Annotated in this window: 15 protein-coding genes, 19 tRNA genes and 2 pseudogenes; 12 read left to right on the forward strand and 24 right to left on the reverse strand. The window is 40.5% G+C overall.

All coding sequences use genetic code 11. The features are described from left to right. Position 1 precedes the first annotated feature (1 nt). Entirely contained in the window at positions 2 to 442 is a 441-nt protein-coding gene (locus tag LOC50_RS04645) for a hypothetical protein (RefSeq protein WP_214553020.1), read from the forward strand. A 94-nt stretch (positions 443 to 536) separates the two neighbouring features. After that, on the forward strand, positions 537 to 977 hold the full coding sequence (msrB, locus tag LOC50_RS04650) for a peptide-methionine (R)-S-oxide reductase MsrB (protein WP_069439981.1): 441 nt from the start codon (positions 537 to 539) through the stop codon (positions 975 to 977). Between the two features lie 125 nt (positions 978 to 1,102). Here the strand turns inward: msrB and LOC50_RS04655 are convergent, their stop codons facing one another. From LOC50_RS04655 to LOC50_RS04690, 8 genes are all read right to left on the reverse strand, one after another. Continuing rightward, the gene (locus LOC50_RS04655) at positions 1,103 to 2,734 is read right to left on the reverse strand and encodes a tetratricopeptide repeat-containing response regulator (protein ID WP_250653706.1); all 1,632 of its coding nucleotides are present in this window, start codon (positions 2,732 to 2,734) and stop codon (positions 1,103 to 1,105) included. Between the two features lie 405 nt (positions 2,735 to 3,139). Then, positions 3,140 to 3,215, reverse strand: a tRNA-Val gene (locus LOC50_RS04660). A 49-nt stretch (positions 3,216 to 3,264) separates the two neighbouring features. Next, a tRNA-Val gene (locus tag LOC50_RS04665) sits at positions 3,265 to 3,340 on the reverse strand. Positions 3,341 to 3,508: 168 nt separating this feature from the next. Next, positions 3,509 to 3,584, reverse strand: a tRNA-Val gene (locus tag LOC50_RS04670). Between the two features lie 166 nt (positions 3,585 to 3,750). Beyond that, positions 3,751 to 3,826: transfer RNA gene (locus LOC50_RS04675), tRNA-Val, on the reverse strand. A gap of 170 nt (positions 3,827 to 3,996) precedes the next feature. Further along, positions 3,997 to 4,072: transfer RNA gene (locus LOC50_RS04680), tRNA-Val, on the reverse strand. A 167-nt stretch (positions 4,073 to 4,239) separates the two neighbouring features. Beyond that, positions 4,240 to 4,315, reverse strand: a tRNA-Val gene (locus LOC50_RS04685). Between the two features lie 149 nt (positions 4,316 to 4,464). After that, positions 4,465 to 4,540, reverse strand: a tRNA-Val gene (locus LOC50_RS04690). Between the two features lie 662 nt (positions 4,541 to 5,202). Here LOC50_RS04690 and LOC50_RS04695 point away from each other — a divergent pair. From LOC50_RS04695 to LOC50_RS04735, 9 genes are all read left to right on the forward strand, one after another. Then, positions 5,203 to 5,278, forward strand: a tRNA-Ala gene (locus LOC50_RS04695). A gap of 36 nt (positions 5,279 to 5,314) precedes the next feature. Next, positions 5,315 to 5,390 (forward strand) — tRNA-Glu (locus tag LOC50_RS04700). Between the two features lie 144 nt (positions 5,391 to 5,534). Next, positions 5,535 to 5,610 (forward strand) — tRNA-Glu (locus LOC50_RS04705). Positions 5,611 to 5,790: 180 nt separating this feature from the next. Next, positions 5,791 to 5,866 (forward strand) — tRNA-Glu (locus LOC50_RS04710). A gap of 93 nt (positions 5,867 to 5,959) precedes the next feature. Further along, a tRNA-Glu gene (locus tag LOC50_RS04715) sits at positions 5,960 to 6,035 on the forward strand. Between the two features lie 94 nt (positions 6,036 to 6,129). Continuing rightward, positions 6,130 to 6,205: transfer RNA gene (locus LOC50_RS04720), tRNA-Glu, on the forward strand. 93 nt (positions 6,206 to 6,298) lie between these two features. Then, positions 6,299 to 6,374 (forward strand) — tRNA-Glu (locus LOC50_RS04725). A gap of 180 nt (positions 6,375 to 6,554) precedes the next feature. Continuing rightward, positions 6,555 to 6,630 (forward strand) — tRNA-Glu (locus LOC50_RS04730). A gap of 229 nt (positions 6,631 to 6,859) precedes the next feature. Further along, entirely contained in the window at positions 6,860 to 7,126 is a 267-nt protein-coding gene (locus LOC50_RS04735; protein WP_214552921.1) for a DksA/TraR family C4-type zinc finger protein, read from the forward strand. A gap of 87 nt (positions 7,127 to 7,213) precedes the next feature. Here LOC50_RS04735 and gloA read toward each other — a convergent pair whose 3' ends face one another. The 4 genes and pseudogenes from gloA to LOC50_RS04755 all read right to left on the reverse strand — a co-directional run. Beyond that, entirely contained in the window at positions 7,214 to 7,615 is a 402-nt protein-coding gene (gene gloA, locus LOC50_RS04740; RefSeq protein ID WP_024602990.1) for a lactoylglutathione lyase, read from the reverse strand. 54 nt (positions 7,616 to 7,669) lie between these two features. Continuing rightward, positions 7,670 to 8,702 (reverse strand): annotated as a pseudogene (locus LOC50_RS04745) (serine hydrolase domain-containing protein). Positions 8,703 to 8,821: 119 nt separating this feature from the next. Next, positions 8,822 to 10,732: an aminotransferase class V-fold PLP-dependent enzyme gene (locus LOC50_RS04750; RefSeq protein ID WP_036982123.1), complete on the reverse strand. Its 1,911-nt coding sequence runs from the start codon at positions 10,730 to 10,732 to the stop codon at positions 8,822 to 8,824. A 221-nt stretch (positions 10,733 to 10,953) separates the two neighbouring features. Then, a pseudogene (locus LOC50_RS04755) lies at positions 10,954 to 11,175 on the reverse strand (endonuclease III); the annotation flags it as partial. A gap of 211 nt (positions 11,176 to 11,386) precedes the next feature. On the opposite strand from LOC50_RS04755, the gene LOC50_RS04760 reads away from it, so the two are divergent. Further along, positions 11,387 to 12,556, forward strand: a complete 1,170-nt coding sequence (locus tag LOC50_RS04760) for a MerR family transcriptional regulator (RefSeq protein ID WP_250653707.1) — start codon at positions 11,387 to 11,389, stop codon at positions 12,554 to 12,556. Between the two features lie 148 nt (positions 12,557 to 12,704). On the opposite strand, the gene nth is transcribed toward LOC50_RS04760, so the two are convergent. The 12 genes from nth to LOC50_RS04820 form a co-directional block, all read right to left on the reverse strand. Continuing rightward, a complete protein-coding gene (gene nth, locus LOC50_RS04765) occupies positions 12,705 to 13,337 on the reverse strand; it encodes an endonuclease III (RefSeq protein ID WP_250653708.1) in 633 nt (210 codons plus the stop codon). A 45-nt stretch (positions 13,338 to 13,382) separates the two neighbouring features. Continuing rightward, complete coding sequence (locus LOC50_RS04770; RefSeq protein WP_036982145.1) at positions 13,383 to 14,081, reverse strand: electron transport complex subunit E; 699 nt, start codon at positions 14,079 to 14,081, stop codon at positions 13,383 to 13,385. Continuing rightward, entirely contained in the window at positions 14,078 to 14,716 is a 639-nt protein-coding gene (gene rsxG, locus LOC50_RS04775) for an electron transport complex subunit RsxG (protein ID WP_013465285.1), read from the reverse strand. The genes LOC50_RS04770 and rsxG overlap by 4 nt, the downstream gene beginning before the upstream one ends. Beyond that, a complete protein-coding gene (gene rsxD, locus LOC50_RS04780) occupies positions 14,713 to 15,771 on the reverse strand; it encodes an electron transport complex subunit RsxD (protein WP_036982148.1) in 1,059 nt (352 codons plus the stop codon). The genes rsxG and rsxD overlap by 4 nt, the downstream gene beginning before the upstream one ends. Beyond that, positions 15,768 to 18,167 (reverse strand): electron transport complex subunit RsxC, encoded by a 2,400-nt coding sequence (gene rsxC / locus LOC50_RS04785; RefSeq protein ID WP_250653709.1) that lies wholly within the window; start codon positions 18,165 to 18,167, stop codon positions 15,768 to 15,770. The genes rsxD and rsxC overlap by 4 nt, the downstream gene beginning before the upstream one ends. 8 nt (positions 18,168 to 18,175) lie before the next feature. Next, positions 18,176 to 18,730: an electron transport complex subunit RsxB gene (rsxB, locus tag LOC50_RS04790; protein ID WP_036982152.1), complete on the reverse strand. Its 555-nt coding sequence runs from the start codon at positions 18,728 to 18,730 to the stop codon at positions 18,176 to 18,178. A gap of 1 nt (position 18,731) precedes the next feature. Further along, the gene (gene rsxA, locus LOC50_RS04795) at positions 18,732 to 19,313 is read right to left on the reverse strand and encodes an electron transport complex subunit RsxA (RefSeq protein WP_250653710.1); all 582 of its coding nucleotides are present in this window, start codon (positions 19,311 to 19,313) and stop codon (positions 18,732 to 18,734) included. A 244-nt stretch (positions 19,314 to 19,557) separates the two neighbouring features. After that, entirely contained in the window at positions 19,558 to 21,501 is a 1,944-nt protein-coding gene (locus LOC50_RS04800) for a bifunctional diguanylate cyclase/phosphodiesterase (protein WP_250653711.1), read from the reverse strand. A gap of 173 nt (positions 21,502 to 21,674) precedes the next feature. Then, positions 21,675 to 21,751, reverse strand: a tRNA-Asn gene (locus LOC50_RS04805). Positions 21,752 to 21,774: 23 nt separating this feature from the next. Continuing rightward, positions 21,775 to 21,851: transfer RNA gene (locus LOC50_RS04810), tRNA-Asn, on the reverse strand. Between the two features lie 21 nt (positions 21,852 to 21,872). Continuing rightward, positions 21,873 to 21,949 (reverse strand) — tRNA-Asn (locus LOC50_RS04815). Positions 21,950 to 21,970: 21 nt separating this feature from the next. Continuing rightward, positions 21,971 to 22,047 (reverse strand) — tRNA-Asn (locus tag LOC50_RS04820). Positions 22,048 to 22,301: the final 254 nt, after the last annotated feature.

A 22,301-nucleotide genomic window follows, 5' to 3' on the forward strand; every position in this document is an offset into this window, starting at 1 on the left:
TATGCACACTATTAATAAAAAAATAGCGCAAGTGGTGGCCTTTATAGGGCTGATTATTATCTGCGTTGGCTATTTTTTATCATTAGGCGAACATATTTGGTTTAAAGGGATATTGCTATTGTGGATAGTGGTATTTTGTTCGTGCTGTTACCGGTTAACGCCGTTATTTAAAATGCGTAACCCACTGCGTAACTTTATTCAGCGTGATGCGCAGCATTTGTTTGTTTTTAGTTTAACCGGGTTGTTTGATAAAAAGAATGGCCCGCATTGGTTAGTCATCAGCAATATTGAGTCAATAGAGATAAAAGACGATGAGCTAATAGTGCATAGTAATAATGACAGGCAATTAAGCGTGAGTATTCCTGGTAGTCAAGCTCAATTACACGCTTATATAAGCCGTATACTTACAGCAACAGAGAAGCACCGTATAGTGTTTAAATAGCGTTGATCGTGGTGTTAGCCACAGACGTAATGATAGGCTGTCAGCCAATGCTTTGGCTCAGTATGAAGCAAATTAATAACGCAATGAGGTTGTTATGTTGAAATGGAACGATATTGTTAATTTTGCCAACCATGGCAATCCGACACCGGTTCAAAAAGTAGTTAAAACAGATCAGCAATGGCGTGAACTGTTAAACGAAGAGCAATATTACGTGACCCGTAAAAAAGGCACAGAGCGACCAAATAGTTCAAGTAGTTGCACACTATTAGAACCGGGAAAGTACGTGTGTGTGTGTTGTGATAACCTACTATTTGATGCAGATGAAAAGTTTGATAGTGGCACCGGCTGGCCTTCATTTACCCAACCTGCAACGGTTAATGCGATAGGGTATGTAATGGATAACAGCCATGGCATGGAGCGAGTTGAAGTTGTTTGTAATGTGTGTGATGCGCATTTAGGGCATATTTTCCCTGATGGCCCACTTCCTTCCGGCTTGCGCTACTGTGTAAACGCACTGGCAATGAAAAAGCTCTAGGGCCTGTTGACCTTTCAAGGTTAAATTTACAGCGGTCTGTTTGGGATTTAGGCAAGGCAGCGCCTATGTGGTGTGGTTACTCCCCCATAAATAGGCGATAACGTAGCATCAATTCCAAACAGGCCCTAACTAATCTCTAGTTTCATTTCTTTAGCAATCTGAAGTAGTTTATCGAACCGCTCCGATTGCTCTTCAGCTAAGGGGGATTTTTTTAATAGTTTAAAGCACTTTTGAGCCAGTACACTATTGAAAGAGTCACCCTGTTTTTTTGACTTATCCACTAAACATTGTAACAAGTTAAGCGCAATACTTGGATTGTGTGGCATGACCCTAAAGGCTTGGCTGAATGCCTCTAAGGCAGCATTTAATTGGCCGCGCTCAAACTGCTTAACAGCATGATTGTTAAGTTCTTTCGGCCCCATTTTAATATCACGTCTTTCACTTTGCTGTTGCTGTATATAACGCAAGTAAGTAGCATCGCTTCTACTTGGGTGGCGTTCGCAATGATCAATAATTTGGCTAAATAGCGCTTGCGCCTTTTGGTGAAAACCTAATTCATGTAATGCTTTTGCTTTGTCTAGGGCACCATCGACTGAACGTATTTGAGTATCGCTGTCATCAAGTTGTTCAATCAACTGTTTCGCTTTTTTATGTTCATCTTTTAAATAATAAAGGCGTGCATTGAGCACATCGATTTGAGTTTGCGCATTACTGGTTGGGAATTGTGTTTTTAGCTCATTAATATATTTATTTGTTTGACGGGAGATTCTGTTTATTTGGTCACTTTGATCTGTGGTTAGTGCAAAATCAATCCCAGCACGAGCGGCATTTAAATAAATGTCTGGGCTATCATGCATAGAGTACTTAGCATAAGTGGCAATATCTTTTTGAGTTAAGTAGCTGGTTTCATAATCTCTATTAATGAGCGATACGCTGTTCAGTGACTTTTGACGGTCTATATTACGTGGAGCAATATGTGCCGCTTGGCTTAAAAACTCTTGGGCTAGCTCAAATTGGTTTAGTTTTATTTCTAAACGCCCTAATAAGTCTAATGCAACTAGTCGTGTTTCATTACGTTCAAGCATAGTTTTAAGCATGCGTTGAGCTAAAATATGCTCATTGTTAGCAATTAAGGCTTCTACCAATCCTACTTTTGCCCATGCAAATTTTTGAATATTCAAAACTGACTTAAAAAAGTCTTTCGCTTCTTGGTTTTTTTTTAGCGCCAGTAAAATATTACCTTTTAATCTAAGCAGAATAGGGCTGTATTTATTACTTTTATCGAGTTGGGCATTAATTTGTTTTAATGCTTTAGACTGGTTATCGTCATCAATTAAAGTGTATATAGCTTTTAAGTCGCTTTTACGTTTGAGAATACGCTCTATGCGCACTCTTAATTCTTGTACAGAGAAGGGTTTTACTAAAAAGTCATCGGGTTGAAGTTCTAATACACTGTGAACTAACTCTCCGCTAGTTTCCGCAGATGTAAAAATAAACCCAGTAGAGTGTTTTATTAATGCTTTAGCGCGTAATTCTTCATAAAGCTGGTAGCCATCTTGGCGTTTGCTTAGATTAAAAGAGCAAATTACCAGATCAAACTCTTCATGTAAGCATTGTTCTTTTGCCGCTAGAGCATGATCTGCAAAACGCATATGTCCAAAGCCAATTTTTTCGAGCGACTGTTTCATGTAGCTTTGAGCAAGTGGCTGCTCTTCTACAATCAGTATTTTTGCTTCATTAAAAATATTTTTAGACATTGGCTTAAGCGTAATTGAATTTAACACAGACTATAATCAACAGTTTAGACGCTTACAAGGTAATTTAAAGATTCGCTTCGAAGATGAGAGTTTATTAAGCAAATTAATTCTAAAGGTTTATATTTTTATCTTAAAAGACCTAAAAAACCATTTAAAGTAAATGGGTAGCACGCGTAATAAAGTAAGTTTAAAAAAAATGATTTTGGAGATAATAAAACTCGGCAGATAGGTTTTTGGCATGAGATTGGTAATACTGATTTTTTGTAACCGAAGAATTGCTTGATAACGAATTTCTAAATGGCAATTAATACTGAACGTGAACTAAAAGAGTGCAGGATAATGAAAATTAAAATGGAAGATGATACTAGAGGGTTTAGATTTTTGTAATATGCACCATTCAAAGAATGGTGGGTCGTACTGGACTTGAACCAGTGACCCTCGCCTTGTAAGGGCGATGCTCTCCCAACTGAGCTAACGACCCATATTACAAATTTACACATGACTATTAACATAATAATAGATTTTATATGTGGTGGGTGATACTGGACTTGAACCAGTGACCCTCGCCTTGTAAGGGCGATGCTCTCCCAACTGAGCTAATCACCCACATATAAATTAAAACGCTACTATTAAAATAAATAGTACTGGACTTTAACCAGTGAACCTCGCCGTAACTTGTAAATAGCGGTGATGCTCTCACTTCTTGTAACTGAGCTAACGACCCATATCACAATTTTAAAACATGACTATTAACATAATAATAGATTTTATATGTGGTGGGTGATACTGGACTTGAACCAGTGACCCTCGCCTTGTAAGGGCGATGCTCTCCCAACTGAGCTAATCACCCACATATAAATTAAAACGCTACTATTAAAATAAATAGTACTGGACTTTAACCAGTGAACTTCGCCGTTACTTGTAAATAGCGGTGATGCTCTTATTTTTTGTAACTGAGCTAACGACCCATATTACAAATTACACAGGACTATTAACATAATAATAGATTTTATATGTGGTGGGTGATACTGGACTTGAACCAGTGACCCTCGCCTTGTAAGGGCGATGCTCTCCCAACTGAGCTAATCACCCACATATAAATTAAAACGCTACTATTAAAATAAATAGTACTGGACTTTAACCAGTGAACCTCGCCGTTACTTGTAAATAGCGGTGATGTTCTCACTTCTTGTAACTGAGCTAACGACCCAAATTACAATTTTAATACATATCACTATTGATATAACAGTAGGTTTTATATGTGGTGGGTGATACTGGACTTGAACCAGTGACCCTCGCCTTGTAAGGGCGATGCTCTCCCAACTGAGCTAATCACCCACATATAAATTAAAACGCTACTATTAAAATAAATAGTACTGGACTTTAACCAGTGAACCTCGCCGTTACTTGTAAATAGCGGTGATGCTCTCATTTCTTGTAACTGAGCTAACGACCCATATTACAAATTTACACATGACTATTAAAATAATAATAGATTTTATATGTGGTGGGTGATACTGGACTTGAACCAGTGACCCTCGCCTTGTAAGGGCGATGCTCTCCCAACTGAGCTAATCACCCACATATAAATTCAAACGCTACTATTAAAGTTTAATACTACTGGACTTTAACCAGTGAACCTTGCCGTTACTTGTAAATAACGGTGAGCTCTCTTTTTTCTAACTGAGCTAACGCACCATATAGAATATTAGATACGACACATTAAAATGTGGTGGGTGATACTGGACTTGAACCAGTGACCCTCGCCTTGTAAGGGCGATGCTCTCCCAACTGAGCTAATCACCCGCATCTAAACAACACCACATTGCTGCGTTGTTGTGGGGCGCTATTATAGATAGAGTTGCAAATGTGTCAACACTTGAATGATAAAAATGTGCTGAATGAAGCTTTTATAAACAATACAGTGCGAACGGTGTTCACTTTATCAACAAACTAATATTAAACGAACAATTGTTAAGCTTAATGTTTATTTAAAGTCGGCGGCGTAGACTAAATAGATATCATTGGTGGTGGGATAAACAATAAAATATTTATGTAATAAAAGGCTAACTTTCAATAATTGTATTGCGTGATACAAATTAGCGGGTAATAAAAGTTATTTAAAGTTTAACATGCCAATGAACAGCGCTTTTTTAGTAGTAAAACAGCACCAAGCTAATTTGCATATAAATGTATACCCTTTAAATCATATTCAAACTCATATTATCGGTTGAATAGGGTACTCAGTCGTATACATGTGGCGAGTACAACAACGTAAAGCGCAACGTGACATCTAAATTAGTATGAAAATCTGTTTTTTAGCACGTATGATAGCCAGTTTGTTGAAATTTAAACCATTTAAATAATGTCGCATAAAAAACTGTTGACTTTATTTTGGGGGGTGCATAGAATGCGCCCCGCACTAAGCGATACACGACGTGATTATCACCGAGCGTATTGAATAAGTTGGGGCTATAGCTCAGCTGGGAGAGCGCTTCGCTGGCAGCGAAGAGGTCTGCGGTTCGATCCCGCATAGCTCCACCAATTTTTAGTGCTTGTCCTAGGGTAACAGTTTTCTGTGTCCCCATCGTCTAGAGGCCTAGGACACCGCCCTTTCACGGCGGTAACAGGGGTTCGAATCCCCTTGGGGACGCCATTTAACTTTTTAGTTAAAGGCGGTTTTACCGAGAAAATAGCGTAACACATAAAGCTCGAGTCTTTATTTGTATTATACGCCATTACCTTAAAAGCTCAGGATGTGAGTTAAACTAATCGATTGTCCTAGTGACACATATTCTGTGTCCCCATCGTCTAGAGGCCTAGGACACCGCCCTTTCACGGCGGTAACAGGGGTTCGAATCCCCTTGGGGACGCCACTTACTTATTTTGAATAGGGAAGTGCAGTGTTATTAAGCAGCTCGCCTGAAACGAGTCGAACCATTCAGTTGTCCTAGTGACACAGAAAATGTTTCTGAGAAGATAATGCCATTCGCCTCGCAGGCTCGGCTCATCTTACGCAGAAATAGCAAATCAGTGATTTGCAAACCAATTTCTGCGTCCCCATCGTCTAGAGGCCTAGGACACCGCCCTTTCACGGCGGTAACAGGGGTTCGAATCCCCTTGGGGACGCCACTTACTTATTTTAAATAGGGAAGTGTAGTGTTATTAAGCAGCTCGCCTGAAACGAGTCAAACCATTCAGTTGTCCTAGTGACACTTTTTTAGTGTCCCCATCGTCTAGAGGCCTAGGACACCGCCCTTTCACGGCGGTAACAGGGGTTCGAATCCCCTTGGGGACGCCACTTACTTATTTTAAATAGGGAAAGTGCAGTGTTATTAAGCAGCTCGCCTGAAACGAGTCAAACCATTCAGTTGTCCTAGTGACACTTTTTTAGTGTCCCCATCGTCTAGAGGCCTAGGACACCGCCCTTTCACGGCGGTAACAGGGGTTCGAATCCCCTTGGGGACGCCACTTACTTATTTTAAATAGGGAAGTGCAGTGTTATTAAGCAGCTCGCCTGAAAAGAGTTAAACCATTCAGTTGTCCTAGTGACACTTTTTTAGTGTCCCCATCGTCTAGAGGCCTAGGACACCGCCCTTTCACGGCGGTAACAGGGGTTCGAATCCCCTTGGGGACGCCACTTACATATTTTAAATAGGGAAGTGCAGTGTTATTGAGCAGCTCGCCTGAAACGAGTTAAACCATTCAGTTGTCCTAGTGACACAGAAAATGTTTCTGAGAAGATAATGCCATTCGCCTCGCAGGCTCGGCTCATCTTACGCAGAAATAGCAAATCAGTGATTTGCAAACCAATTTCTGCGTCCCCATCGTCTAGAGGCCTAGGACACCGCCCTTTCACGGCGGTAACAGGGGTTCGAATCCCCTTGGGGACGCCACTTACTATTTATTAGTAAGACAGCTTTTATTAAAAAGTATCTAAAATCAATTTATCTGCATTTCTATTATTACCTCAGAATTATCCAGTGAAGTTAAAATCTCAAAATTAAATATTTTAATATAATAACCCCTATATATTATTAGTTTCTTTCCTTTCTTTATATTCAGCTTAAATAAACTTCACCTATGTTAGGATACATATAAACGTCCAAATAAATAGGAGGTTATATGGCAAGTGGATGGGCACGCGATGGTGCAATTCAAGATCAAATCGACGCCAGCGTTAATGATGCTGTGCAATATGCTAGAGGTAACTTAGTTTCTGGAGCCAGTGCCGAGCTATGTGAAGAATGTGATGAACCAATACCACAGGCACGAAGACTTGCGTTACCAGGTGTTAAGTATTGTGTAAGCTGCCAAGTTGAACTAGAAGGTAAAGGCGCACTTTCTAAAGGGCTTAATCGGCGTGGCAGTAAAGATAGTCAATTACGATAAAAAGGTGCATACAGCACCTTTTTTAAAATTGTATCAGAGTTGAGCTTAAATAATTAAAAGGGTTAGTAAATCTATTAAATATATTTACTAAAATTTATTCATATTTTCTTTTTTCTGAATAAGTTCAATTGAGTAGCCATCTGGATCTTTTACAAACGCTATTTCTGTTGTGCCACCCTTTACTGGACCTGGTTCACGGCTTACGTTACCGCCAGCGGCCTTGATATCAGCACAGGCTTTATAGATATCATCAAACTCAATCGCGATATGACCATAGGCATTGCCTAAATCATAGCTGTCGGTATCCCAGTTATAGGTTAGTTCAAGCACTGTTGTATCAGTTTCATCACCGTAGCCGACAAAGGCGAGGGTATAGCGGTACTCTTCGTTATCAGCACGGCGTAACTCTTTCATACCAAGTACTTGAGTATAAAACGCAATTGATTTATCTAGATCTGCAACCCGTAACATGGTGTGTAGTAAACGCATTTAAATCCTCTTTAAAATTCATATAAATTTTTATAACGCAGCTAGTTTTAACTACTATTGCTGCGCAGCTAAAATATCAATAATCCGATTATAAATTATTTCTGTGAGCATCACAGTATCATCGCCATTAGTATTTATAAACTGCACAACGACTGTATCGATATCTTTATAATAACGAGCAATGCTTGAATACCCTAATACCCAACCTGTGTGTTCATACTTATAAAGTGATGCATACAAAGCTTGCTCTTGTTCATCGAAAAAAGTGCCTTTGTTTAAAGCAAAAATAAAGTCGCCTACATCTTGTGCGGTTGCCACATAGCCTTGATCGAGTGCTTTAAAATCATTCTCATAACCTACGTAGTAACCACTCATCAAATCTACTAAATTGATTTCATGTACAGATGAAAACGTATGCGTTAGGGCCCAGTGGCGTTAAAATTTCATCTTTAATAAATTGGTTATGATCATAACCCAGCACGTTTGACATAATTTTTCGCAGCAACAAATAATTGGTATTAGAATAGCCATAGTCAGCATCAGGGCTAAAATCAGCGGGTTTATCGAGCACAAATATAAGTGGGTCAGGGTAGGTTATTGACCAATCGAAATTATCAGTGTCTGTGTAATTGGGTATACCACTTTTGTGCTTTACCATCATTCGCAATGTAATTTTATCTGCGTTTTCAATGCGTCCAATTAATGATGGAAGATAATCAGCCAGTGTTTTATCTACATCAATACGTCCAGCGGCTGAAAGTTTGGTTAAAGCTGCTGCATCATATAACTTTCGAATGCTGCCAATTTTAAAAAGTGCACTAGGGTAAGCGGGTATTTTGTGCTTTCTATTATGCCAACCATTTGCAAAATATTCAGGTTGCTGTCCTTGTTTATGAATATACACAATAATGCCATCAATTCCTTGTTCAATAGCCTCTTGTGTTTGTGCTTGAACATTAGCGGGCAGTGGGTGAAAGTAATATAAAGCAAACTGCCAAGGGGCAAAAATGTATATGCTAGTAAGAGTAACAATGAGAGCTGCAATCCGCAGAAGTGTAAGCGCTTTTTTGTTCTTCAATTGTATCATTGCATTCTGGCTTCATTTATTTTTGGAGTGTGAGGATCAGCTTTTTACTCTACTAAACAGCAATATCATGTGATATTGCTGTTTAGTTATGAGGAGTTCGACTGTATTAAAGTATATCTTTACTTATTAACTTTGCCCTTAAGAACATATATTTCGCCATCAAAACTGCCTTGAATTGTTAATCCTTGTCCTGCCAATTCTTTAAGATAGTCAATATGCTCTTGTGTAATATGCTGCCCCGGAACCAAAAGTGGAATGCCTGGCGGGTAGGGCGTAACTAAACCGGCACAAATGCGGTTATTGCTTTTACTAATAGGCACCGATTCTCGCTCGCCATAGAATGCTTCGCTTGGAATACAGGCTAAGTTTATAGCCGGTAAATTTTCCGGCAAGCGAGAACGTCGCGTTGATGTGGCTAGTTTAACCTTGCCGCTATCGAGTTTTTTCAATGCATTGTATAAACGAATGATCTTTGAGCGCGTGCCGCCAAGCGTCAGTAATACTAAGATGGTGCTGTGAGTGTATTTTTCTATTTCTAGGCCAATTTCATCCAGCAGGTATTTATGAATATCCTTTAATGAATAAGGTAATTCGCTAATATCGATGAGAATTTTTAGCGGATCGTGACCCATGTTATCACCACTAAAGTGCGGGAATATTTCCATAAAGTCTTGCTTACCTAGTACTTTAATTTGTTTGAGTGAAGCCATCTGTTGTTTAAATTCTTCCACATGGTTCAACAAAGCATTGAGTAACTTATAGCCTTCCATCTCTAATTGTTTTTGGCATACATCAAGCGACGCGATAAGCTGATATTTTGGCGATGTACTGGCGTAAATACTGTAAATCTCACGAAAGAAATCAGCATCGAAATCAGGGTCGTTAACATGAATATAAGACGCTTGAGAAAACGCCGATACCACTTTATGCGCCGAATGAGTGACGTAGTCAGCGCCAGCATGAATGGCGGAATAGTATCGTAGGCTTGGATGAAACAGCGAGTAAGCAAACCATGCCTCGTCAATAAATACTTTAATACCATGTTGATGGGCATAATCGACCACCTGTTTCAGATCGCTCAGTAGGCCATCGTAAGTACAACCGGTGAGGACTAGCAATTTCGCATCGGTATTTTGTTCTATCGCCTGTTTAATGTCGGCCAACGACGGCGGCGCGAAGATGCCATATTTAGGATTTAAAATACTCGACAAATAAACAGGTAAACTGGCTGATTGCAAAATGCCATAGTGCACAGATTTATGACAATTTCGATCGATAATCACTTTATCGCCCTTACGCAGCAATGTCTGCAAGATGATTTTATTTGAGGTAGACGACCCATTGGTAACGAAATAGGTATGCTTGACTTCAAACGTCGCCGCTGCTGACTCTTGGGCACGGCCAATGGTATTGGTGCTATCTGATAATGATCCTAACGAATCAACCGAAACCGACAAGTCGCCCACAAACACATTACGACCATAAAACTGATAAAAATCTTTAATATAAGGGGAATTTCTAAAGCTGGAGCCGCCACTGTGACCTGGTGTATGCCAAGAATCGTTTGCTTCGCCAACATAACGGCGATACGCAGTCCAAAATGGGGTCTCTGAGCGGTCATCGAAATCGTTGATCATATAGCCTAAAATTGCTTCAGGATCAGAAATTACCTCATCTTTAAAAAAGAAAGACTCAATCTCCTCCGACTCATTAACGATTTCTAGCCCCTTCGTATCATCGCCAATAACATAAACAGGCAGCTCAAGGCGGATCCCTTTTAACTGCTCGATAAAGCGACTATAAGTGCGTTCGCCAACCTTATTTTGCAAATCCCAGCTAAGCACTACAGCCTGAATATCACCATCTTCCTCTACAATGTCCAACGCTTGTTTTAACTCAAGACGCTCAATAATATCGATATGAATATCATCTCGCTCAAAATTGACAATGGTCTTCGATAGATTCGTTGAAAGCTCTTGTAAGGTGACTGGATCTTGCTCAATTAACAAGATACGAAGTATTGGTAGCATAGGAATTCTCGCAATAAAATTTCATAATGCTCAACAGCATAACTAAAGGATTGACGCTTGTGAAATTAATACTTTGAAAATGTTCCAATAATTGCTCTTCGCAAGGGTGCAGGTATAAGCGTTTATTTAATTAATTTGCACTATAGAAAAATCAAGGTGCCTAAGTTTGGCACCTGCATTAAGAAATAGAATGTATTGGTAGAGGAACACTTGCCATATAGCTACTCAGTTTTACCTTTAAACTCACACAAGTCTTCACTAATACAGCTGCCGCATTTAGGTTTACAGGCAACACAGGTATAGCGTCCATGCAGTATAAGCTAGTGGTGAACACCGACTTTAAACTCTTTAGGCACTAGTTTTTCGAGCTTCTTTTCTACTTCAACAACGTTCTTACCCATTGCAAACTTAGTAAGGTTTGATACACGGAATATGTGCGTATGTCGGCCAGCCAAAGTATAAGAAAAGTAGATGTTAAAATGTTTTTATATCAGGCTGTTATGTGCCAATGTAGACATTAATCGTAACTTGCTTCTGTTGTAACATCATTTAGTACTAGAAGCATTAAGCATTAGAAAGTCAACTTGGTACTTAACCTGTCTATCGCTTTATAGTTTACATTTATTATCGCATTTAAAATGTATGAGGTTATATGTGTATCTTATTTCTGAGTTAGCTTCGTTGGTTGGCTTATCTAGAACGACTTTACTTTATTACGAAAAGCTTAATTTGATTTCGGGTAAGAGGCTAGAAAACGGCTATCGGGCTTATAGTGAAAGAGATTTACAGCAAGTTCGTTTAGTTCAACAACTACAAAGTGGTGGATTAACCTTGGCGGAATGTAAATCTTGTCTTGAAAGTAAATTGGATAGGTCTGTTCTTAAATTTCGTTATGAAGAGTTAGAGCAAGACATTGAGCGAAAACAAAAGTCGTTGGCTTTGCTGTCTTCCCTGTTAGGAGAAAACAGTAGTAAGTCATGGCATCAAACACTCGCTGAAGTCGCGCCAGATGCACATATAGACTGGTTAAAAGTCCAAGGGTTTGACGAAAAGCAAGCCCTAAGAATCAAATTGTTATCAAAAGACATGAACGAACATGACAAATATATGCAAGATTTCATGAGCGTATTTGAGGCGCTGGAGTCTTGGGGACCAAATAGTGAAGCTGACACTTCAAGAGCGTATGAATTACTCAGCACCAACCCTGAAAAAATTTTGGAGGTTGGTTGCGGTAAGGGCAATTCAACCATGTTACTCGCTAAACTATCAAGCGCAGAAATAGTAGCGACTGACAATGAACAAAATGCTCTTGATAAAGTAGAAGAAAAAATAAAGCAAAATAACCTGAGTGAACGAGTATCAACTAAGTGCATTAGCATGACTGAATTAGATTTTGGTTTAGAGAAATTTGACGTTATTTGGGCAGAAGCTTCCGCTTATGTTATGGGCATCGAAAACGCACTTAAGAAATGGAAATCGTTACTCAAAGATGATGGAACGCTGGTTTTTAGCGATTTAGTCTGGTTAATAGACGATCCAAGTCAAGAAGCTATTGACCATTGGAAAAGCGACTACCCCGATTTACAAAGCGTTGATACCCGCAGATCACAAATAGAAAAGGCTGGCTACGAACTTCAACACACATTCACGGTATCCGAGCAGGCTTGGAGGAGCTACTACGAGCCATTGGAACAACGTCTGAAAGAGGTCGCTTCAAAAATGGTAGGATCACAAGCTGTGATGGATATCCATAAGGAAGTTGATTTGTATAAATCAAGCCTCGGTGAGTTTGGTTACCAATTTTTTATTGCAAAAAAACTTTGACAGATCAACAGAAGTGGACTGATTTAAAATAACAGACAATCTTAACTCTAACACCACTCAAATGAAGGTTTTTGAATGGTGTTATATAAACTCTTTATGCTTAATAAAGCTAGAGCTATAGTTTGTTTTTACTCTTTGAAGACTTTAGCTATTCCGTTTTATCTTTAAACTCACACAAGTCTTCAATAATACAGCTGCCGCACTTAGGTTTACGGGCAACACAGGTATAGCGGCCATGCAGTATCAGCCAGTGGTGTACATCGACTTTAAATTCTTTGGGGATCACTTTTTCGAGCTTTTGTTCAACCGCTACCACGTCTTTACCCATGGCAAGCTTGGTACGGTTAGATACACGAAAAATATGCGTGTCTACCGCGATAGTCGGCCAGCCGAAGGCTGTATTTAATACTACGTTAGCAGTTTTACGGCCAACGCCAGGAAGGGCTTCTAGGGCTTCACGATTCTCTGGCACTTCACCGTTATGCTTATCTACCAATATTTGGCACATTTTGTATACGTTCGCAGCTTTGGAATTAAACAACCCGATGGTTTTTATGTAATCACGCAGTGTGTCGTGGCCAATATCTAAAATAGCTTGCGGTGTGTTTGCCACTGGAAAGAGTTTTCGGGTGGCTTTATTTACCCCAACATCGGTGGCTTGTGCTGAGAGCGTAACGGCAACTAGTAACTCAAATGGGCTTGAGTATTCAAGCTCCGTTTCAGGATGTGGGTTGTCATCGCGCAAGCGCGTAAGTATTTGGTGACGTTTTTCTTTATTCATGTAACTTAAAACGCATTAGCTTTATTCAGTTAATGCGTTTTCCCCTTAAGTTAAGCTAGTAACACGCGCTCGTGGGCCTTTTTCAGCCTCTGGCGGCGTTACTTGTTTTGATTTTATTTGTGCATCAATGACGTTTTTAGCGGCGATCAGCAGCCCAAGCCCTAAGAATGCGCCGGGTGGTAAAATGGCCAGTAAAAATTGGCTATCAAAGCTAAATACTTCGATGCGTAAAGCTGAAGCCCAAGGGCCGAGTAATAAATCGGCGCCATCGAATAAGGTGCCTTGGCCAATCAGCTCTCGCATAGCGCCAAGTACAACTAGTACCAGCATAAAGCCTAAGCCCATCATCAAGCCATCAAAGGCAGATAAATGCACTGGATTTTTAGAGGCAAATGCTTCAGCGCGACCAATAATGGCGCAGTTAGTCACAATCAACGGAATAAAAATCCCTAAAGATTGATAAAGGCCAAAAGTGTAGGCGTTCATTAACAGCTGCACAATCGTCACAAAACCGGCAATGATCATTACAAAAACCGGTATTCTGATATCTTTAGGCACCCAATTGCGCACTATTGATACGGTAATATTAGAGCCCACTAACACTAACAAGGTTGCTAAGCCTAAACCTAGCGCATTAGTAATTGTGGAGGTAACAGCAAGTAAAGGACATAAACCTAATAACTGTACTAAGGCGGGGTTATTTCCCCATAGGCCTTCTTTATAAAGGGTTTTTAATTCACTCATGGTGTTACCTCAGGGCAAGCATTCGCTGCTGCAAAAAGATCATCAAAGTTATTTTGTGCATACACTACCGCATTTTTAACTGAGCCAACTACAGCGCGAGGTGTAATGGTTGCGCCAGTAAATTGATCAAACTGACCGCCATCTTTTTTAACGGCCCAACGCGCGTCACTTTCGCTTTGTACTGTTTTTGAATTAAATGAGGTGATCCAGTCTGACTTTTTAATTTCAACTTTATCGCCCAAACCTGGGGTTTCTTCATGCTTAGTAACCCTTACACCAGCAACGCTGCCATCGCGATATACCGCGCTAAGTAAGTTTATATCGCCACTGTAGCCGCTAGGAGTGACATGACGAATGACTAATGCAACGGGTTCGTCATCTTTACGTGCACGGTAAATTACTTGGTTGTCGTATGGCCCCAGTAAAGGGTCTGATATGATCACACAATCTTGAGAAAGTTCATTAGTGTACTTACTGTGCGGTAATACTTCTTGTAACTGGTTAGTTAATTGCAGTTGCTCTTGCTCTGCAATTTTATCGGCCGTTAACGAGTTTATAGTGGCCACTAATCCTGTTGTAAGGAGTGCGAAACCGCATAATATTGCGCCATTTTTTACCATTGAAGAAATAATCATTTTACTGCTCCATGGCCATAAGTTCTTGGTTGTGTGTAGTAATCAATAAGCGGTACTGCAATATTGATCAGTAATACGGCAAATGCAACAGCATCCGGAAAGCCACCAAAGGTGCGAATTAAATACACAATTAAACCAATTGCGGCACCATAAATAAGGCGGCCTCGATTAGTGGTTGCAGCTGATACAGGATCGGTGGCGATAAAAAAGGCTCCGAGCATAGTTGCACCACTAAATAAGTGAAACACTAGACCCGGCTCAGTGCCTGGCGAGGCAATATAACCAATTGCAGCGCAGAGGCTTAAACTGGCAATAAAACTCACTGGTATATGCCAGTTAATCACTTTTGTTTTTAATAAATAAAGGCCACCGAGTAAAAAGGCTAAATTAACCCAACCCCAACCTAGGCCAACCCATTCATTAAATACCGGTTTTTGCATACTTTCAGTGACGGTAAGGCTATGAGCAATATCTGTTTTTAACGTATCAAGAGGGGTGGCCATCGTGCTGCCATCAATACCCACTCTGAGCTGATCTAAGCTGTATCCAAGAGTTGTAAAGTCACTAAATATTAGACTAAGCTGCTGGCTAAAAGTAATGCCCGTATTGAGTAACTCTGTAACCGGTAACCAGGCCGTCATTTGCACAGGGAACGACACTAATAAAAGCACATAGGCTGCCATTGCAGGGTTAAATAAATTAAAGCCTAAACCACCATAAAGTTGCTTAACAATAACAATGGCAAACAAACACCCTATAACAATAACCCACCACGGCGCTAAAGGTGGAATACTAATCGCTAACAGCACGCCGGTTAGCCATGCGCTGCCATCGCTTAATGAAGGCCAAATAGGGCGCTTACGCATAAGCATAATGGCTGCTTCAAATGCGCTTACACACACTAATGCTAATAATAATTGGATAAGTACACCGGTACCAAAAAATACAACTTGTGCAATAACACCAGGAATACAGGCCGCAATCACAGTTAGCATTAACCGTGTCACAGACTTGTGACTATGATTGTGGGGTGAACTGGCCATGGTTAGTTTCATGACTGATCGTTTCCTTCTTTTTGTTGCTTTTTAGCTTTAGCACGGGCAATGGCGGCGGCTACGGCGGCTTTTTTCTTCGCTTGAGCTGTTTGCTCTGAACCGTTAGAAGATTCATCGTTGCCTTGTGGCTCAGCATTTTCATTCTGTTGTGCTAATGCATTAGCTTGCGCTGCTTTCTTAGCTTTAGCACGGGCAATAGCAGCAGCTACTGCCGCTTTTTTATCATCTGCAGCCGGTGCTGGTGATTCACTTTCTGTGTCATCGCTTGGCGCTTGCTCATTGGCTTGTGCTGCTTTTTTGGCTTTAGCGCGGGCAATGGCCGCAGCTACCGCAGCCTTTTTATCATCTGCAGCCGGTGCTGGTGATTCACTTTCTGTGTCATCGCTTGGCGCTTGCTCATTGGCTTGTGCTGCTTTTTTGGCTTTAGCGCGGGCAATGGCCGCAGCTACCGCAGCCTTTTTATCATCTGCAGTCGGTGCTGGTGATTCACTTACTGTGTCATCGCTTGGTGCTTGCTCATTGGCTTGTGCTGCTTTTTTGGCTTTAGCACGGGCAATAGCAGCAGCTACCGCGGCTTTTTTATCATTGGCAGCGACTGGCGATTCACTTGTAATATCATCACTTGGTGCTTGTTCATTGGCTTGTGCTGCTTTTTTAGCTTTAGCACGGGCAATAGCGGCAGCAACGGCTGATTTTTTATCATCTACAGGCTCGTCATCACCATTGTTTTGTGCCTTTTGCTCTTTGTAAAGGCGAGCTTGTTCTTTACGTGCTGCGCGCTCTTTTGCAACTTCACTGTTATCTGGCTCGAGTTCGCCACCTTGCTTTTTCGCTTTAGCGCGCGCAATTGCCGCTGCTACAGCTGATTTATTGTCACCATCGCTGGTTTTATCTTTAACGCGGGCAAGGGCATCGGCTACTTTTTGCTGCTCTTCGGTCGATTTAGGGGCAGGTTTACGTTTGTGGCGATTTTTTCGCTCAGCTTGTTCTTGCTCTAAACGCGCTTTACGTGCATCAAAGCGTTCTTTAGCGCGATCTGATTTTATCTTCTCGGCAATTTGCTCTTTAATTTCAACTTTTGCAACGCGGTAATACTGAACAAGTGGTATTTCACTAGGGCATACATAGGCACAGGCACCACATTCAATACAGTCAAATAAGTTATGCTCTTGGAGTTTGTCGTATTCTTTTGATTTAGCAAACCATTGTAATTGTTGTGGTAATAACGAGGCAGGGCAGGCATCGGCACAGGCACTGCAGCGAATACAGGCTTTTTCTGGGCCAGGCTCTGCTAACTCCTTATGATCTGGGGCAAGTATGCAGTTTGTTGTTTTAACAACGCCAATACGAACTGTGGGTAAGGTAAAGCCCATCATAGGGCCGCCCATGATCACGCGTTGCTGTGGCACCGGTGAAAAACCTTGGCAATCAAGTAAGTGCTTAATTTCAGTACCTAATAACGCCCATACGTTGCCAGGGTTATGTATAGTATTGCCGGTAACGGTAACGACACGCTCAATTAACGGTTTACCTTCGTATACAGCTTGCTGAATCGCAAATAAAGTGCCGGTGTTATGTACTAAAATGCCGATATCAGCAGGGATACCGCCGTTTGGTACTTCACGGTTAGTGAGCAGTTTTATTAGCTGTTTTTCACCGCCAGAAGGGTAAACAGTAGGCACAGTTTGTATTAAGATATGCTCGTTATGCTTCGCCGCTTCTGTCATGGCTGTGATAGCCTCGGGCTTATTATCTTCAATACCAATAATACACAGCGTCGGATTGAGTAACTGCTGCATTAGCTCAATACCTTTGACTATTTCAGCGGCGTGCTCACGCATTAAGGTATCGTCAGCCGTGATGTAAGGTTCACACTCAACCGCATTAACAATCAAAAATTCAATAGGTTGTTTAATATCAGCTTTTACATAGGTTGGGAAGCCTGCGCCGCCCATCCCAGAAATACCCGCATTATGAATAACATCAACCAGTTCATCATGTGATGCAGTGGCTGGGTTTGCTAAAGGCGATAATTCACACCAGGTATCGTTGCCATCGGGTTCAATAATAATGCTTAACTCAGGTAATGCCGAAGGATGCGCTGATGGCATAGGCGTAATATCAATAATTGTGCCTGATGTAGGTGCATGTATTGGCACCGACCAATTAGCTGATGGCTTTGTTAAGGCTTGGCCTTTTAATACGTGCTGGTTTTTTTCAACTATTAATTTACCACTAGCGCCAATGTGCTGCTTTAAAGGCAGAACAAGTTTTTCAGGCAAAGGGAGTCTGGCTATAGGCGCACTATTAGATAATGATTTCTGCTGAGGAGGATGTACGCCGCCAGGAAATGCCCAAACGGTGCCTTTTTTTATTTGTTCAAGTAACTTTTCCACTCAAACCTCTAATCTATTTGGGTAACTGGAATAGCGTCTAATTGCCATTTCCAGGTTTGTTTTGTTGGTGCAACAGGTAGCATGTCAATACAATCGACCGGACAAGGTTCAACGCACAAATCGCAGCCAGTGCATTCGTCAATTAGAACGGTATGCATTTGACGTGTTGCACCCACAATGGCATCAACAGGGCAGGCTTGAATACATTTGGTACAGCCAATACATTCGTCTTCGCGGATATACGCCACTGTTTTAACCGGATCTGCTTGTTCACCGCCAGCGAGGGGTTTAGCCTCAACACCCATCAAATCAGCCAATTTTTTAACTGTCGCATCACCACCTGGAGGGCATTTATTTATTTCATCGCCATTGGCAATGGCTTCTGCATAAGGACGACAGCCTGGGTAACCACATTGGCCGCATTGTGTTTGCGGTAAAATGGTGTCTATTTGTTCTACAACAGGATTACCTTCAACTCGAAAGCGCACTGCTGCAAACCCTAAAATTAATCCGAAAATTAACGCCAGCAAACCCAGCGCTATTAAAGCGTACAACAAGGTCATATTAAAACTTCACTAATCCAGTAAAACCCATGAAGGCCATTGACATTAAACCTGCCGTTATCATTGCGATTGAGGCACCTTTAAATGGGGTTGGTACGTCTGCTGCGGCTAAACGCTCGCGCAATGCAGCAAATAAAACCAATACTAATGAAAACCCCACCGCAGCACCAAAGCCATAAACGGCCGATTGTAAAAACGTGTGATCTTCTTTGACATTTAATAAAGCAACACCCAATACCGCACAGTTAGTGGTTATTAAAGGTAAAAATATTCCCAGTAACCGGTAAAGCGTTGGACTGGTTTTTCTGACAACCATTTCAGTAAATTGTACAACAACAGCTATCACTAAAATAAAGCTCATTGTTTTCAGATAGGTAATATCCAAAGGTAATAAAATATACTCATTTACTAAATAGCTTGTTACAGAGGCAAGCGTTAGCACAAAAGTAGTTGCCAAAGACATACCTATGGCTGTGTCAAGTTTCCCAGACACACCCATAAACGGGCAAAGGCCTAAAAATTGTACTAATACAAAGTTGTTGACTAACACTGTTCCAATTAATAACAAGACGTATTCTGTCATGTGTGCCTCACGCTAATAAAATCCCGTGTATTATCCTTTTTTCTACTGTGATTAACAACACGTTGAGTGATTATCAGTTAAATAAACAACGTTAAATAATGGGCTAATTGTAAAGGGTTAAATTTAAGGGAGTTTGCAATTAAAAAACTGTCAGCATTTTAACGATTGAACAGTCATAAAAGCACACATTAAAAAGTAAAAAAGAGCATAAATGCTCTTTTTTATCATTAAATAGGGTAATTAGTTAGATGTCTTTGGGCTTTTCAATGTAGTAACCTTGAACACCATCTAGGCATAACGTATCTACAATGTGTTTTTCTTCTTGGCTTTCAACGCCCTCAGCAAAAACACTGACGCCAATTCTATGAGCAAGGTCGACCATTAAACGCATAAAGTACTGATTATTTTTATCATCCTCTAAGCCTCGGGTATAACTTGCATCCATTTTAATAAAGTCTGGTTTTAAATCTCTGAAAAACTTAAATGAGGTGAGCCCGACACCAAAGCGTTCAACAGTAATTCTGGCTCCAACGCGATGCACCATATCAATAAAACGTTTGCTTGCTTTAATGTTTTGTTGCAGACCAAATTCACTCACCTCAAAAATTAACTTAGAAGCAATATGGGTATCTTTAAGCAAACGACGCTCTAACCAAATCATAAATTGGTCACTGTGCGCGCTTGAAGGGGTAATATTTAAGCCAAAGTATTTTTCAGATAAATTACTCGATTTTATTCTTTCTAATGATGTTTCTATTATTAACTTATCAATTTCTATCGCCATATCGAGTTTTTCAGCCATTGCTAAAAATGAAGCGGTAGGCAAAGCTTGGTTTTCTTCTGTTTTGAAGCGGGCTTGAATTTCAGCATAGGCTTTAATGCTTTTGCCTAATGGCATAATATTTTGGATCACTAAATGGACGCTTTTAGACTCGATCACTTCGTTAATCACTTTACGCCAGTTTTGATTACCAAACCCTGCGCTCACATTATTAACAAGATCAGTATCGCGCTGCACATGCCACGCATTAGCTTGCTTAGATTGCGCCATACTCATTGCGTTATCAACGATAGAGAGCAACTCACCTAAAGGTTTGGCTTTTTCGTACCCCACAATACCTGTGTTTGCAACCGAGCTAAGCTCTTGGTTTTGCATATATTGAGTAAAGCGAGATTGTAAGTTTTCACCAAATTTTTCAGCTTCTTTTAACGGGGTATTCGGCAATATAATTATAAAGTCAGAGCTGTTTACTCTAAAAACTTGACTGCCGGAATAGGTGCCACTGATATTTACTATGATATCTGCAACCGACTTAATGTACTCATCACCTTTTTGATAGCCTCGACTTTGATTAATTGACTGTAACTCACTACAGCGAACGAGTGCTAAAGAGCCAAATGTGCTTATTTCGGTGTTTTCTATATTTTTTTCGTAGTAATCAACAAACATATTGCGGTTACCTAATTCAGTAACACCGTCTTTGTAGGCTTCACGTTTAATATCGTGGGCTGCATTTTTTATATTGTCATTTTTACTTTTTAAAAAGTGCGATAAACGATTAAAGCTAGGAACTAAACTTTTCCCTAACTTAGCAAACTCAGGTGAATCAATTTTAGTTGTAAAATCATCACCTAGTTGGTTTTGATTGATATATACATCAATAACATCAGCAACGTTCGTACATATATTGTCGTTAATGTGCTTAACAATGGTTTTCATCAATATAATAGGTATTAGGGCAAGTAGGGTGCTAACAATTAAAATAACAAAAAACGCGGTTTGAAACTGCTCACCCAAGTGAGTAATGTTTAATTTAAATTCAATTTTTATATCGGCGTTATTATTTGTGGCGTACTGGGGACGTACTGAGTTGCTACTAGATTGAATAAGCTCAGCAATTATAGGTAATTGCACTGCATTGTTAACCGAAAATACTTCAACGCCTTGATAGTCTCGTAAAACAAAATATGAAAAGGTTTCACTAGTTGCAAGCGTGTTTTTAAGATTTTCTGCTGATATATCTGTCGCAGAGAGATTTTTAATGTATTGCTCAACGGTCGCTTGTGCATTTTTTTGAGCATTGCCGATGGCATTATCAAAATTTTGGCTAATAAAATAACTACCAGCGGATACAAGTACCAGCCAAGCTAACAGTTGTATAAGAATAAGTTTTTTGAAAGCTGCCATTATTTAATCTTTTTATGTCAAATGGGGGAGGACACAACCTCATGATTATTAAACTAATTATAGCTCGATATCAATAGTTATCAAATAGTTAGTTTTTTAAGCAAAAAAGTTTTTATTTTAAAAGAAGAATGTTAGAGCAAATTGAAGGGTATGTCTATGTGATTGTAGTAAATTGGCTCCCCCTCCCCGACTCGAACGGGGGACCTGCGGATTAACAGTCCGTCGCTCTAACCAACTGAGCTAAGGGGGAACTAAAATATACTTTTTATGACTTGGCTCCCCCTCCCCGACTCGAACGGGGGACCTGCGGATTAACAGTCCGTCGCTCTAACCAACTGAGCTAAGGGGGAACTACATCATAAACATAAACCTGGCTCCCCCTCCCCGACTCGAACGGGGGACCTGCGGATTAACAGTCCGTCGCTCTAACCAACTGAGCTAAGGGGGAATCGTTTATGGCTGAAAAACTTGGCTCCCCCTCCCCGACTCGAACGGGGGACCTGCGGATTAACAGTCCGTCGCTCTAACCAACTGAGCTAAGGGGGAAGCGTCTTGCCTTTCAACGGGGCGAAATATTAATGACCGCATAGCAAAGTGTCAACATATAAAAGATCATAAATTCAAAAAAGAGGTCTATTCGTTGTTTTTATGTGCAATCTGCGCGTTTTGTAACACTATTTAAGTAAAGCGCAGTGGTATTGTTTTATAAAAACAGGGCAATATTTGCATGAAGTTTGTAATTTGAGGCAATAAAGTGATGAGTAAAATTTAAGAAAACGGCTTTTAATAGCAAAAACGCG

The organism is Pseudoalteromonas sp. SCSIO 43095 (assembly GCF_023650455.1).
Classification (GTDB): domain Bacteria; phylum Pseudomonadota; class Gammaproteobacteria; order Enterobacterales; family Alteromonadaceae; genus Pseudoalteromonas; species Pseudoalteromonas tetraodonis.